We start from the raw sequence: 12,537 nt of genomic DNA on the forward strand, positions 1-12,537 counted from the left end.
TTACAGATATCTTATAATTCTATAATCGTAAATTTGTCTTACACTTTTCTATGAGCAAGAAAGCCACTATTTATGATATTGCAAAAGAGCTGAATATTACCGCAGCTACTGTTTCTAGGGCTTTAAATAATAATCCAAAGATTAGCGAGAAAACCCGTGATCTTGTTCTTGCCGCAGCAACAAAATTAAATTACAAACAAAACAGGCTTGCAGTGGCACTTAAAAGTGGCAAGAGTAACAACATAGGTGTAGTGGTCCCTTTTATCAATAAAAACTTTTTCGCCTCTGTTATTCGTGGTATTGAAGAAGAGCTCTACCCTAAAGGATTTCATGTTATCATATCTCAAACCCATGAGGAAAGTGATCGTGAAAAAAAGATTATTCAAAATTTAATAAATGCTCAAGTCGATGGCATTCTGGTATCCACCTCATTTACAAATGAGAATAAAAATCAATTAAATCAGGTTTTAAAAAAATCGTCTCCTTTCATATTTTTTGATCGTGTTTTGCATTTCAATGATATAAGTACGGTAACCATTGATGATTATCAAGGCGGCTTTGATGCAACCGTTCATTTAATAAACCAGGGCTGCAAAAGAATAGCCCATTTTAATGTGGACCAAAATATAGAACTGTATAATAACAGGTTTAATGGTTATAAAGATGCACTTTCAAAACATGGTGTTGCTTATAATAGCGATTATGTAGTAACACTAAAAAATAATATGGAAGCAGGTAAAGAAGCTGCTAAAAAACTCATGAACTTACCTGTACCACCCGATGCTATTTTTTCTTCAACGGATAATGGTTTATTGGGAGCAGTTCAATACCTACAAAGTATCGCTGTAAGAATTCCTGAAGATTTTTGTGTAGTAGGATTTAGTAATGAACCTTTTACTCAATTTTTAGAACCCTCTATCAGCTCTGTAGATCAGTCGCCCGTAGAAATGGGAAAAATGGCAGCAAAAGTATTCTTGGAACAGATTGAAAATGAACAACCTGTAAAAGTGAATAAGAATGTTGTTCTGCCAGCTAAACTAATTATTAGAAAATCGTCGAGTAAGGTTAAGAAGTCTTAAAATATGAACTAAAATTTATATTTATCCTCCAATAATTATAACTATACCTGTCTCCGCCAAATAGTACTATTCTACAAATCGAACAAGCTAGGTAACCACAAGCTTAATTGCGGAATATAAGTTACCAAGAAAAGTGCAACAATCATTGCTATAAATAACGGCAGCAAGGGTTTAAATACTTTTTCAATAGTGGTTTTAGCCACACCTACCCCAACAAACAGTACCGACCCCACTGGTGGTGTACATAAGCCTATACAAAGGTTCAGTACCATGATGATTCCGAAATGAACAGGATCGAGTCCTAATTTGGTCACTACCGGTAAGAATATAGGAGTAAAAATTAGAACTGCAGGAGTCATATCCATAAAAATACCAACGAACAATAACAGTAAGTTAATGATCAAAAGAATAACAATCTTATTATCACTTAAACTTAAAAGTCCGGTGCTGATATCTTGCGGAATATTTTCATAAGACAAAGCCCAAGACATGCACATAGACGACCCGATCAGTAACATAACTATAGCCGTAGTCGAAGAAGAATCTAATAATATTTGAGGCAATTTTGGCAAGGTAATCTCCTTGTAAATAAAGCCAAGAATTAAACTATACAATACCGCAATGGCAGATGCTTCTGTAGCCGTAAAGATTCCTGTAACAATACCTCCAATAACTACAACCAACATAAAAAGACTTGGTAATGCATCGATAAATGTTTTCCCTACCTCTTTTAAACTACTACGTTTTCCTACTTTATATTTTTTCTTTTTTGCCCAAAAAGCTGCTACGATCATCAAAAACAATCCCGTCATTATGCCAGGAATATATCCTGCTAAGAATAATGCCGCTATAGACGCTCCGCCACTCGCTAAAGAGTAAACGATTAATACATTACTTGGAGGAATTATTAAACCTGTAGTTGCCGAAGTTATATTTACTGCAGCACCAAATTCTTTGGAATACCCTTCTTTTTCCATCTCAGGACCTAAGATACTTCCCATGGCAGAGGCAGATGCCATTGCTGATCCCGCAATCGCTCCCATTAACATAGCGGCTATGACGTTTATTAAAGCTAATCCGCCAGGAAAAGAGCCTACCAATGTCTTTGCAAAGGCGATAAGTCTATGCGCAATACCTCCTTTATTCATAAGCTCTCCCGATAGTACAAAAAACGGAATTGCCAACAGGGCAAAACTATCTAACCCAGTAGCCATTCGTTGCGATACTGTTGTAAATGCTGGCATTGCAGGTATACTCACCAACATGGTCAATAAAGATGAGATTGCAATACTCCAGGCAACAGGTGTGCCTATAGATAATAAGCATATGAAGCTTAGTACTAAAACAAGAATAGGTAAATGCTCCATCATGAGTTGATATTTTTTAGGTCAGATATTTTGTAATACATAATCAACAAACCGCTAATTGGAATTATAAGATAAACTACTGCTAGTGGTAATTGCAATGCTGGCGATTGTTGTCCTAAAACATAAGAGATATATACCAACCTTGATCCACCTATTACAAAAGCGAAAAAGACAAATAGAATAATTAAAATAGTTACAATTATCTTCAATTTTTTCTGTGTTTTCTTACTCTGCCGTAATGGTAAAATATCAATAGCAACATGTAAATTTCGCCCTGAAACGTATGCAGCTCCAAGAACTCCAATCCAAATCATAAGATAACGAGCCAGCTCATCTGTAAATGAGCTAGGGTTACCAGTTACATATCTTGTAAATACTTGCCATAGTACATTTATGACCATAACAGACATAATCAATACCAATGTTTTACCTAAAACGGAATCTATTTTGTTACGCATAGCAGCTAGTTGGTTTCTTGAATTTCTTTGATTAGCGAATACATTTCCTCATCTTCTTTATATCCTTCAAAAATACTTTTCACTTTTTCTGCAAAAAGCGATTTATCTGGTCTAATGATTTGTACACCTGCTTTTTGAACTTCCCGTAAAGCTTCCTCTTCTGCTTCTGCCCAAAGAATACGCTGGTATTTTACCGATTCTTTCACTGATTCATTCAGCCATTTCTTTTCTTGTTCGTTCAATTTATCATACACATAAGTACCGATCAATAAAACATCTGGCAGTACCGTATGTTCATCTAAAGAATAATATTTACAAACTTCGTAATGTCTAGACAGGTAAAAACTTGGCGGATTATTCTCTGCCCCATCAACTACACCTTGCTGTAGCGATGTGTACAATTCTCCCCATGAAATAGGAGTTGGTGAACCTCCAAGTGCTTTTACCATATTTACCGCAGTAGCACTTTCCATCACTCTTATTTTTTCGCCGATAAGATCATCTGGCTTTTCAATAGGCTTGTTCATCGTATAAAAACTACGACTACCAGCATCATAATATCCTAGTCCCTTTAGCCAATATTTATCGCCTTCGTTTAAAAGCATTTCACCAATTGGTCCGTCAAGCACGTCAAAAGAGTGTTGACGATCTCTAAATAAAAAAGGCAGACCAAGCACTTTCATTTTAGGTGCAAAATTCTCTAATACCCCAACAGACACTTTAGTCATATCTAAACTACCTATTTGCAATAGTTCTAAACATTCTCGCTCGGTACCTAATTGTTGACTAGGGTAAATTTCAAGTTTTAATTTCCCACCAGATCGTTCCAACAGATCTTCACCCATTTTAACCATTGCCTTGTGTACAGAATGGCTAACATCTAAACCATGTCCCAAACGCAATGTCTTTACATTGGTCTGTATTTCACAACCTAAAAAGGTTACGACCAAAATAAAGAGCGTTAGTATTTTTATACTTTTCATAGTATTGGATTAAACGGCTTTTGAATACCGAAATTTTTAAATCAACAACCTCGCTCCTAGGATACGAGGTTTAGTTCTGAACATTTAGTTTACCTTTCAAGACAAGCCTTTGAAAATTAAACCCTCAATTAGAAATTAAAATTTGAAATACTCCTTTGCATTATTATAACTAATATCTTGTATAATTTGCCCCACTAATTCAAAATCTTGTGGTAGTTCTCCGCGTTGCATTTCTTGTCCGAAAAGGTTACAAACAATTCGTCTAAAATATTCATGCCTAGGGAATGAAAGGAAAGATCTTGAATCTGTCAACATTCCTATAAAACAGCTAATTAAACCCATATTAGACAGTGCATTTAGTTGTCTGGTCATACCATCTTTTTGATCCATAAACCACCAGCCAGAACCAAATTGCATTTTACCTTTTACCTTACCATCGTTATAATTACCAATCATGGTGGCCAACACTTCATTGTCTGCCGGATTAAGATTATATAATATAGTTTTGGTAAGCTTGTCTTTTGAATCTAAGGCATTTAAAAAGCTTGAAAGTGTTCTTGCTTGAGAATAATCTCCTATAGAATCCCAACCAGTATCCGGACCTAAAATTCGGGTCATTCTCGCGTTATTATTTCGTAATGCACCTAAATGAAATTGTTGTATCCATCCACGTGAATGGTATTGCTCACATAGAAATAATAATATCGCTGTTTGAAATTTCTCATCTTCTTCTAAAGATAATTGCTTTCGCTCTGTTCTTTTTTGGAAAATATTCTCAATCTCAGCATCTGTAAATGATTTAAACGGAACATAGCTTAAACCATGATCGGATAGTGTGCATCCATTTTTAGCAAAATAATCTAAACGTACAGAAAGTGCATCACACAAATATTTATAAGAATCGATGTTTACATTACTAACAACTGAAAGTTTTTCTAAATACTCAAGGTACGTATCGCTAGAAATCATAATAGCCTTATCTGGTCTAAAGGCTGTACTTACTTTGACATTAAAATTACTATTTCTTATTTTGACATGGTGATCTAAGCTATCAATAGGATCTTCAGTAGTACAAATAACCTCAACTTTCATCTTCTTAATTAAACTTTGACAGCTATATTCTGAAGTTTGAAGTTTTGCTGTTGCCTCATCGTATATGTCGTTAGCCGTATCGGCGTTCAATAGCAAATCAATATCAAAATAGCGTTGAAGCTCTAAATGTGTCCAATGATATAAGGGATTTCTTAATGTATAGGGGACCGCTTTACCCCATTCAAGAAATTTCTCTTTATCTGGTTCGTTACCGGTTATATATTTTTCATCGATACCAAAGGTTCGCATCGCACGCCATTTATAATGGTCGCCATCATTCCAGATTTTGGTTAGATTTTCGAACTGCCGATTATTTGCAATTTCATCTGGTGGTAAATGACAATGGTAATCTATAATTGGCATTTGCGAAGCGTAATCATGATAAAGCCTTTCCGCAAATTTATTTTCTAATAGAAAATCATCAGTTATAAAGGTTTTGTTTTTTGTCATATCATTATTCTTCAATTGCAGTTTTACGCTTTTCAAATAGACACTACTTATCACATATTTAAAAACATCAATAACATCTTACATAAGAAGGCTATTTGTTTTAATCTTGAAAATGAAATTCAAATTAACACAAAAAGTAAACCTGACCTCTATTAATCTAAAAAGTGCTCAAAGAGGTACCTTTATTTAATGCAATCGATTACACAAATATATTCAAATTTAAATATTCAGCAAATAATTACACTCAAAATTACATTTATCAATAATTTGAATGTTGGATAATAAATATTTCATAATCAAGCACTGAAATACACTGAACTAAACGCAATTTTTGTCATACTTATTCAAAAAAGCTTGAAAAAATACAAATCTGACAGTAAAAGTTAACTTTCAAATCGAAACAAAACAGTCAAAACACCCTTGTTTCGTTAAATTGTTCATAAATACTATTATCTAATAGCCTCATAACTATATACAATTGACAAAGAATTGCGTAATTTGAATATTATGTTAACTTTGAAAAAAAAGAAGCAAATGGAGTTACTTGAAAAAGCTCAAGAATTTATAGGTCGAAAAATGAGTAATATGTCTACCAGTGACCGAGTAGAGGCATCGAGAGAGGCAAAAGCACTTATTTTAAGTATTAATGAAATATATAAGGAAACTAAAGACTCTAACTTAATGGATGTAATGAAAGAAGTTACAGTCAAAAAGAAGAAAATCGAGAAACGATTGAACGGAGTACCTTTGGTATAAGATTAATACATTTAAAGACTTATTAAAATTTCTTTTAAGAGTTTAATTGAAATAAAAAAATCCCTTGAACCAAGTTCAAGGGATTTTTTTATTTCAATATTATTTTAAACTTCTATAAAATATGAAGACTGATTTAAACAATTTCTGCACTAAGTCCTGCTTGTAGTAATTTAGAACATTTTGGTTTCAACTCTTCATACTCACCAGTCTTAACTGTACACTTACCTTTGTAATGAACAATTAAAGAACATTGCTCAGCCTGCTCTGGTGAATGCTCACAAACAGACATTAATGTATTTATAACGTGATCAAAAGTATTGACCTCATCATTAAAAAGTACGATTTCATTCTGCTGAACCGTTTCTTCTTCTAAAAGTAATTCTTCGGAAATTTCTTCTCTTGTGCTCATCATATTCCAATTAATACCTTCTAATTTACATATTTTGCGGCAACCCAATTATTGCGTTCAAGGTTTTTTTCGAACTTTAACGATAAATCAGTACATTTTTGCGTAATCATTTCTAAATCCTCAGTATAAAAACCACTTAACAATAAAATACCTCCAGAATTTAAAGATTTCACATAGCTCGGTAAATCTGCCAACAAAATGTTTCTATTGATATTTGCGATGATCAAATCATACATCTTACCCTGAAGCAAAGAGACATCACCTTCATATACAGAAATGAAGTCCATGTTATTACGCTCAACATTCTCCTTAGCATTCAAGTAACACCAATTATCAATGTCGATGGCATCTATAGTAGTAGCACCACGCATACCCGCAAGAATAGCTAAAACCCCTGTACCACTACCCATATCTAAAACAGTTTTCCCTTTTACATCTAACTGTAAAATATGCTGCAACATCATATGGGTTGTTTCATGATGACCTGTACCAAAACTCATTTTGGGTTCAATAACAATGTCATAATCCACATTAATAGCCTCATGAAAAGGGGCTCTTATCATACAAATATCATCAACGATAATTGGCTGAAAATTTTGTTCCCAAGTAGCGTTCCAGTTCTCTTGCTCTATTTCTTTATAGTCGTAGGTAAATGCATATCTCGAATTATGTAGTATCGGAAGATCCTCTAACATACCTTCAGACCAATCAGTTTTTTGAATGTATGCCAACACATCATTTTCTTCTTCAACAAAACTTTCAAAACCGACTTCACCCAATTCTGCAATAAGAAGGTCTGAAGCCGGATCTTTAGGTTTTACCGTAAAACGGTATTCAATATATACTGTATTGCTCATTTTTGAATACTTCGCTTAAATAGCTTTAATGATAGCAATAAAATCGTCAGCAACTAATGAAGCACCACCGATTAAACCACCGTCAACATCTGGTTTAGAAAAAATTTCTTCTGCATTACCTGGCTTAACACTACCACCGTAAAGAATAGTTACATTATTAGCTATAGTAGCATCAAATGCTTCTGAAATAGTTTTACGGATAAATGCATGCATTTCTTGCGCTTGTTCAGGAGAAGCTGTCTCACCCGTACCAATTGCCCAAACTGGCTCGTATGCCAACACAATATTAGTCCACGCAGAAGGTTCTAAACTAAATAGTACATTCTTCAACTGACTTTCAACTAAATTGAAATGGTTACCAGATTTACGATCTTCTAATTCCTCACCAAAACAGAACATTACACGAATACCCTTATTTAAAGCTGTAATTACTTTCTTTGAAAGTATCTCATCGCCTTCACCAAAATACGCTCTTCTTTCTGAGTGACCGATAATTGCAGTATCAATGCCAATGTTCAATAACATATCTGCAGAAATTTCACCAGTAAAAGCACCACTTTCAGCATAATGCATGTTTTGTGCAATAACTTCAATTTTAGAACTTTCTAAAGAATGTACTGCGCTAGCCAAGTTTACATATGTTGGCGCTACCATCACTTCTGCATTCGTATCTGGCAATTTTGCCGACAGCTCTGCTAAAAGTGTTTCAGTCTCTGCCAAATTCTTATTCATCTTCCAGTTACCCGCTACTATCTTTGCTCTCATGTTGTTTTATTTCTAATTATACTATTTCAGTTTATTATCTTAATTGAAGATTAAATCTTCTAAGTCGTTGTAATGCACTTTCTGTTTTATGGTTCCTTTTTCTAAAACTAAAACTCCGGGGTTAGACCTAACTATGGTCTTCAATGTTGTCTCATCGGTAAAGTAAAAATTAAAACCTAGGTTATTCTCTTTTACCAAAGCATCAGTTTGATCTGGCCCAGATGCTGACATACCTATTACTTTATAGCCAGCTTTTATAGCCTTATCGGCTACTGTTTTAATATTCTTGAATTCATCTAAATTCGATTTTCTTAAATCGTAGGCTATGACCATAACCAATTTAGGTTCTTGTAATAAAGAAGCAGCAAAATCTTCTCCCTCTTGCTCTATGGTAAAATCATGAACAGGTGGTTCATAACCCGCTTGTATCTCTTCTGTTTCAACATCGATAAATTCCCCATCTACTGTTGGGTAATCTCCATTACTAATATGAATTTCTTCAGTACCATTTACATTAAATTTCCATCTGTATTCGAAAATAGCTTTAGGCGCATCATCTGGCGTACTCATACCCTCTTCAATGTTCTTGCCAATTTCATAAGGTCTAAAATCTATTACCGGTAAGTGATTTAGAACATGGTATACGTACCCAATACAAGCTAATAATGATAGCATTAAAAGAGGCATTAAGGTTTTAGGTTTCACTAACGGTGTTATATATTTTCTACCTGCGTATATGATTAAAATCAATACCAAAAGCACCACATCTTTCGTAAAAGACTCCCAAGGGGTCAGCTTTATAGCATCACCGAAACAACCACAATCAGTTACTTTATTGAAGTAAGCAGAATAAAAGGTTAGAAAAGTGAAGAAAACAATCATGGCAATCAGCGTCCATATGGTGATTTTACGTTTATAACCAAGTATAAGCATAACACCAACCATGACCTCAACAATCACCACAAGAATTGAAATTGCCAAAGCAAAAGGAGTTAGAAAAGGTAGATCTAACACACCTTGACTAAAGTACTCTTCTAACTTAAAAGAAAAACCAACAGGATCGTTCAGCTTTATAAAACCGCTTATAATAAAAAGTATACCAACAAAAATTCTTACGACACCTACTAAATACTTCATTCTTATTCTTATTTTGATTCTGAACCTAAATGTATCAATGCAAAAACCGCATAATTAATCATGTCTTGATAATTGGCATCTATACCTTCGCTTACCAAAGTTTTACCCTTATTATCTTCTATTTGCTTTACTCGAAGTAATTTTTGCAAAATTAAATCTGTAAGAGAACTAACTCTCATATCTCGCCAAGCCTCACCATAATCATGGTTCTTGTTCAACATCAATTCTTTGGTAATTTTAATATGCTTTGCATATAATTCTACCGCTTTTTCAGTATTTAAATCGGGTTGATCAACAACACCAAGTTCTAATTGAATTAATGCCATTACCGAATAATTGATGATTCCGATAAACTCTGAACGTTCACCTTCATCAACCTTACGAACATCGTTCTCTTGAAGACTACGTATACGTTGTGCCTTAATAAATATTTGATCTGTTAGCGATGGTAATCTTAAAATTCGCCATGCACTACCGTAATCTGTCATTTTTTTCTGGTACAGATTCAAACAAACCTCAATAACCTCATCGTATTCCTTTGCCGTATCTAGCATGTAATTCTATCTAATTTATGTAAATTTCGCTTAAATAATTGTAACCATCAAGATTGATGGTTTAAACTTGGAAAATGCCACAAATTCCTATTAAAAATTGATAATGACCATAAATTGTAACGGTAAGCTTTTATCATTAGTTCAGCCCAAGGTAATGGGTATTCTGAACGTTACTCCCGATTCTTTTTTTGATGGCGGAAAATACAAAGACGAAAAGAGTATTCTAAATCAAGTTGAAAAAATGCTAAACGAAGGCGCCACTTTTATTGATGTTGGGGCTTATAGTTCAAGACCCAGCGCTTTAGAAGTTGATGAAGCTACCGAGTTAAAGCGGATAGAACCCATTGTCAACTTAATTTTAAAGAATTTTCCAAACACCATACTCTCTATTGATACTTTTAGAAGTAATATCGCTAAAGCATGTGTTGAAAATGGAGCTGCCATAATTAATGATATTTCTGCAGGATTGCAGGATAACAAGATGTTACCCACCATTGCTAAATTATACGTGCCATACATTATGATGCATATGCGCGGTACGCCACAAACCATGCAACAACAAACAGATTACAAAGATATTTCGAAAGAGGTTCTTTCATTTTTTTCTGAAAGATTAGTTGCAGCTAAGGCATTAGGAATAAAAGATATTATTATTGACCCAGGATTTGGTTTTGCAAAGAATCTAGAACAAAACTACGAGCTTTTAAGCCAAATGGAAGTCATGAATATCATTGAACACCCAATATTAAGCGGTATTAGCAGAAAATCGATGATTTACAAAACCTTAGACATAACTGCCGAACAAGCATTAAATGGCACGACGGCATTACATATGGTCTGCCTACAGAAAGGGGCTAAAATTCTTAGAGTACATGACGTAAAAGAAGCAATGGAATGTGTAAAACTCTATGAACAATTAAATGCCTAAGTTTATATCTATTTGTTGTTATCAATTTTCTTAATTTTACTAAAACGGTACTGATTGGATTTTTTAAATTTTATTGACTTTAAGATTACAGATGTTTTAGACATCATATTTGTTGCCGTACTTCTATACCATATCTACAAATTAGTTAGAGGATCGGTGGCCATCAATATTTTTATCGGTATTGTTATTGTCTGGGCTTTTTGGAAACTGACCGAATTGCTAGACATGCAAATGATTAGCAGTATGGTTGGTGCATTTATGCAAGTCGGACTTATTGCACTGATTATAGTTTTTCAGCAAGAGATCAGAAAATTCCTTTTAATGATCGGCTCTACCAATTTCGCTAACAAGAGAAATTTTGTAAAGCATTTTAAATTCTTAAAGCAAGAAGGCCTATCGACGGACACAGATGTAGATGCTATATTGAAAGCATGCGAGAAAATGGCTAGTACCAAAACAGGAGCTATTTTAGTTATTGAACGTAACAACTCCTTAGATTTTATTAAAAGTACAGGCGATCGTATGAATATTGAAATTAACCAACCTATTCTTGAAAGTATCTTTTACAAAAACAGCACACTTCATGATGGTGCTGCTGTTATTGTTGGAAATTACATTGTTGCTACTAGAGTGATTTTACCAGTTTCGAACGAGCGTAATATTCCGCTACGCTTCGGGTTACGACATAGAGCAGCCGTGGGTATTAGTGAAAAGACCGATGCCCTAAGCATCGTAGTAAGTGAAGAAACAGGGTTGATCTCTTATATTAAAAACGGAGAGTTTGTTCTCTATGATTCCATCACCCAATTAGGGAATATGCTTAAACAAGATTTGATTTAGTGGAATGCAAAAACTGCCATACCAACCTTAGAACCGATTTCAGCTATTGCCCAGATTGTGGAGCTAAGGTAATAAGGAACAGAATAACTTTAAAAAATTTAAGTTTCGATATTTTTGAAAGATATTTTAATTTAGATAACAGCTTCTTTAAAACGTTTTTACATCTATTTTCAAAGCCAGAAGTAGTATTGCGTGGTTATATCTCAGGTACCCGAAAGAAATATTTAAATCCAATTAGTTATCTAGGTATAGCCTTAACCCTTTCTGGAATAACCGTTTTTTTGATTAAAAAATTCTATGCATCAAATATAGATTTTACAGGTGGGTCAAATAATATGAATCCTGAGTTTGCAGAGAAATATTCAGAATTTGTATTTGATTACAGTTCGTTTATGTTTTTAATATACTTTCCTATTTTAGCTTTTCCAGCTTATCTACTTTTCAATAAAATAAAATACAACTTCTCAGAATACATTGTAGTTTTTATCTACATAATGGCTCATTATAGCATAGTAACATTTCCAATAGGCATAAGTACTTTAATTATTAATCCTGATTACTATGTGGAGATGAGTAAGCCTCTTCTAGGCGCAACCCTTCTTTATTCAATTTACGTTTTACAAAGATTAAATAGATTTTCAATTAAGAATCTATTGTGGAAATCAGTGATTTACCTATTTTTAGTTGTTACTATCTTCTTTATTACAATAATGGGTATAATGCTTATTTTAATGCTTACTGGAGTATTTAATTTAAATGACTTCGCACCTGTAAAATAATAAGGATTTCATTTACGGTAGCTAATTTTCAAAAAACTCTTAAGTTTTTAAACAAATTTACATAGCTCTTTTTACCGACTCAT

The 12,537-nt window shown here is 33.8% G+C and carries 14 protein-coding genes; 5 read left to right on the plus strand and 9 right to left on the minus strand.

The window, feature by feature from the left end; genetic code table 11:
- The first annotated feature begins 50 nt into the window (after nt 1-50).
- Complete coding sequence (locus Q0871_RS07665) at nt 51-1,079, plus strand: LacI family DNA-binding transcriptional regulator (RefSeq protein ID WP_299320649.1); 1,029 nt, start codon at nt 51-53, stop codon at nt 1,077-1,079.
- Between the two features lie 71 nt (nt 1,080-1,150).
- On the opposite strand, the gene Q0871_RS07670 is transcribed toward Q0871_RS07665, so the two are convergent.
- The 4 genes from Q0871_RS07670 to uxaC form a co-directional block, all read right to left on the minus strand.
- Nucleotides 1,151-2,446 carry a TRAP transporter large permease gene (locus tag Q0871_RS07670; protein WP_299321263.1) on the minus strand — a complete coding sequence of 432 codons (1,296 nt, stop codon included), beginning with the start codon at nt 2,444-2,446 and terminating at the stop codon, nt 1,151-1,153.
- Nucleotides 2,446-2,904: a TRAP transporter small permease gene (locus Q0871_RS07675; RefSeq protein WP_299320652.1), complete on the minus strand. Its 459-nt coding sequence runs from the start codon at nt 2,902-2,904 to the stop codon at nt 2,446-2,448. Before Q0871_RS07675 ends, Q0871_RS07670 begins: the two co-directional genes overlap by 1 nt.
- 5 nt (nt 2,905-2,909) lie before the next feature.
- Nucleotides 2,910-3,887, minus strand: coding sequence for a TRAP transporter substrate-binding protein (locus tag Q0871_RS07680; RefSeq protein ID WP_299320653.1), 978 nt, complete (start codon nt 3,885-3,887; stop codon nt 2,910-2,912).
- Nucleotides 3,888-4,022: 135 nt separating this feature from the next.
- The gene (uxaC, locus tag Q0871_RS07685; protein WP_299320655.1) at nt 4,023-5,429 is read right to left on the minus strand and encodes a glucuronate isomerase; all 1,407 of its coding nucleotides are present in this window, start codon (nt 5,427-5,429) and stop codon (nt 4,023-4,025) included.
- A 534-nt stretch (nt 5,430-5,963) separates the two neighbouring features.
- Between uxaC and Q0871_RS07690 the strand changes: the two genes are divergently transcribed.
- The gene (locus Q0871_RS07690) at nt 5,964-6,185 is read left to right on the plus strand and encodes a hypothetical protein (protein ID WP_036157855.1); all 222 of its coding nucleotides are present in this window, start codon (nt 5,964-5,966) and stop codon (nt 6,183-6,185) included.
- 133 nt (nt 6,186-6,318) lie between these two features.
- Here the strand turns inward: Q0871_RS07690 and Q0871_RS07695 are convergent, their stop codons facing one another.
- Genes Q0871_RS07695 through Q0871_RS07715 form a run of 5 tightly spaced genes read right to left on the minus strand, consistent with a single transcriptional unit; the run spans nt 6,319 to nt 9,907 of the window.
- Nucleotides 6,319-6,594, minus strand: a complete 276-nt coding sequence (locus Q0871_RS07695) for an ATP-dependent Clp protease adaptor ClpS (RefSeq protein ID WP_036157852.1) — start codon at nt 6,592-6,594, stop codon at nt 6,319-6,321.
- Nucleotides 6,595-6,614: 20 nt separating this feature from the next.
- Nucleotides 6,615-7,451, minus strand: coding sequence for a 50S ribosomal protein L11 methyltransferase (gene prmA, locus Q0871_RS07700; RefSeq protein ID WP_299320662.1), 837 nt, complete (start codon nt 7,449-7,451; stop codon nt 6,615-6,617).
- A gap of 15 nt (nt 7,452-7,466) precedes the next feature.
- Nucleotides 7,467-8,216 (minus strand): triose-phosphate isomerase, encoded by a 750-nt coding sequence (tpiA, locus tag Q0871_RS07705; RefSeq protein ID WP_299320665.1) that lies wholly within the window; start codon nt 8,214-8,216, stop codon nt 7,467-7,469.
- A 39-nt stretch (nt 8,217-8,255) separates the two neighbouring features.
- Nucleotides 8,256-9,353 carry a BT_3928 family protein gene (locus Q0871_RS07710; protein ID WP_299320668.1) on the minus strand — a complete coding sequence of 366 codons (1,098 nt, stop codon included), beginning with the start codon at nt 9,351-9,353 and terminating at the stop codon, nt 8,256-8,258.
- An 8-nt stretch (nt 9,354-9,361) separates the two neighbouring features.
- A complete protein-coding gene (locus tag Q0871_RS07715; RefSeq protein ID WP_299320671.1) occupies nt 9,362-9,907 on the minus strand; it encodes a DUF1599 domain-containing protein in 546 nt (181 codons plus the stop codon).
- 103 nt (nt 9,908-10,010) lie between these two features.
- On the opposite strand from Q0871_RS07715, the gene folP reads away from it, so the two are divergent.
- Genes folP through Q0871_RS07730 form a run of 3 tightly spaced genes read left to right on the plus strand, consistent with a single transcriptional unit; the run spans nt 10,011 to nt 12,454 of the window.
- Nucleotides 10,011-10,835, plus strand: coding sequence for a dihydropteroate synthase (folP, locus tag Q0871_RS07720; RefSeq protein ID WP_299320673.1), 825 nt, complete (start codon nt 10,011-10,013; stop codon nt 10,833-10,835).
- A gap of 54 nt (nt 10,836-10,889) precedes the next feature.
- The gene (locus Q0871_RS07725; RefSeq protein ID WP_299320676.1) at nt 10,890-11,675 is read left to right on the plus strand and encodes a diadenylate cyclase; all 786 of its coding nucleotides are present in this window, start codon (nt 10,890-10,892) and stop codon (nt 11,673-11,675) included.
- On the plus strand, nt 11,675-12,454 hold the full coding sequence (locus Q0871_RS07730; RefSeq protein WP_299320679.1) for a DUF3667 domain-containing protein: 780 nt from the start codon (nt 11,675-11,677) through the stop codon (nt 12,452-12,454). Before Q0871_RS07725 ends, Q0871_RS07730 begins: the two co-directional genes overlap by 1 nt.
- Nucleotides 12,455-12,537: the final 83 nt, after the last annotated feature.

This window comes from uncultured Maribacter sp. (assembly GCF_947500985.1).
Taxonomy (GTDB): Bacteria; Bacteroidota; Bacteroidia; order Flavobacteriales; family Flavobacteriaceae; genus Maribacter.

Bases quoted from the DNA above. Each gene is read 5' to 3' on its own strand.
- Q0871_RS07665 (WP_299320649.1), top strand. From the start codon at position 51: ATGAGCAAGAAAGCCACTATTTATGATATTGCAAAAGAGCTGAATATT.
- Q0871_RS07670 (WP_299321263.1), bottom strand. From the start codon at position 2,446: ATGGAGCATTTACCTATTCTTGTTTTAGTACTAAGCTTCATATGCTTA.
- Q0871_RS07675 (WP_299320652.1), bottom strand. From the start codon at position 2,904: ATGCGTAACAAAATAGATTCCGTTTTAGGTAAAACATTGGTATTGATT.
- Q0871_RS07680 (WP_299320653.1), bottom strand. From the start codon at position 3,887: ATGAAAAGTATAAAAATACTAACGCTCTTTATTTTGGTCGTAACCTTT.
- uxaC (WP_299320655.1), bottom strand. From the start codon at position 5,429: ATGACAAAAAACAAAACCTTTATAACTGATGATTTTCTATTAGAAAAT.
- Q0871_RS07690 (WP_036157855.1), top strand. From the start codon at position 5,964: ATGGAGTTACTTGAAAAAGCTCAAGAATTTATAGGTCGAAAAATGAGT.
- Q0871_RS07695 (WP_036157852.1), bottom strand. From the start codon at position 6,594: ATGAGCACAAGAGAAGAAATTTCCGAAGAATTACTTTTAGAAGAAGAA.
- prmA (WP_299320662.1), bottom strand. From the start codon at position 7,451: ATGAGCAATACAGTATATATTGAATACCGTTTTACGGTAAAACCTAAA.
- tpiA (WP_299320665.1), bottom strand. From the start codon at position 8,216: ATGAGAGCAAAGATAGTAGCGGGTAACTGGAAGATGAATAAGAATTTG.
- Q0871_RS07710 (WP_299320668.1), bottom strand. From the start codon at position 9,353: ATGAAGTATTTAGTAGGTGTCGTAAGAATTTTTGTTGGTATACTTTTT.
- Q0871_RS07715 (WP_299320671.1), bottom strand. From the start codon at position 9,907: ATGCTAGATACGGCAAAGGAATACGATGAGGTTATTGAGGTTTGTTTG.
- folP (WP_299320673.1), top strand. From the start codon at position 10,011: ATGACCATAAATTGTAACGGTAAGCTTTTATCATTAGTTCAGCCCAAG.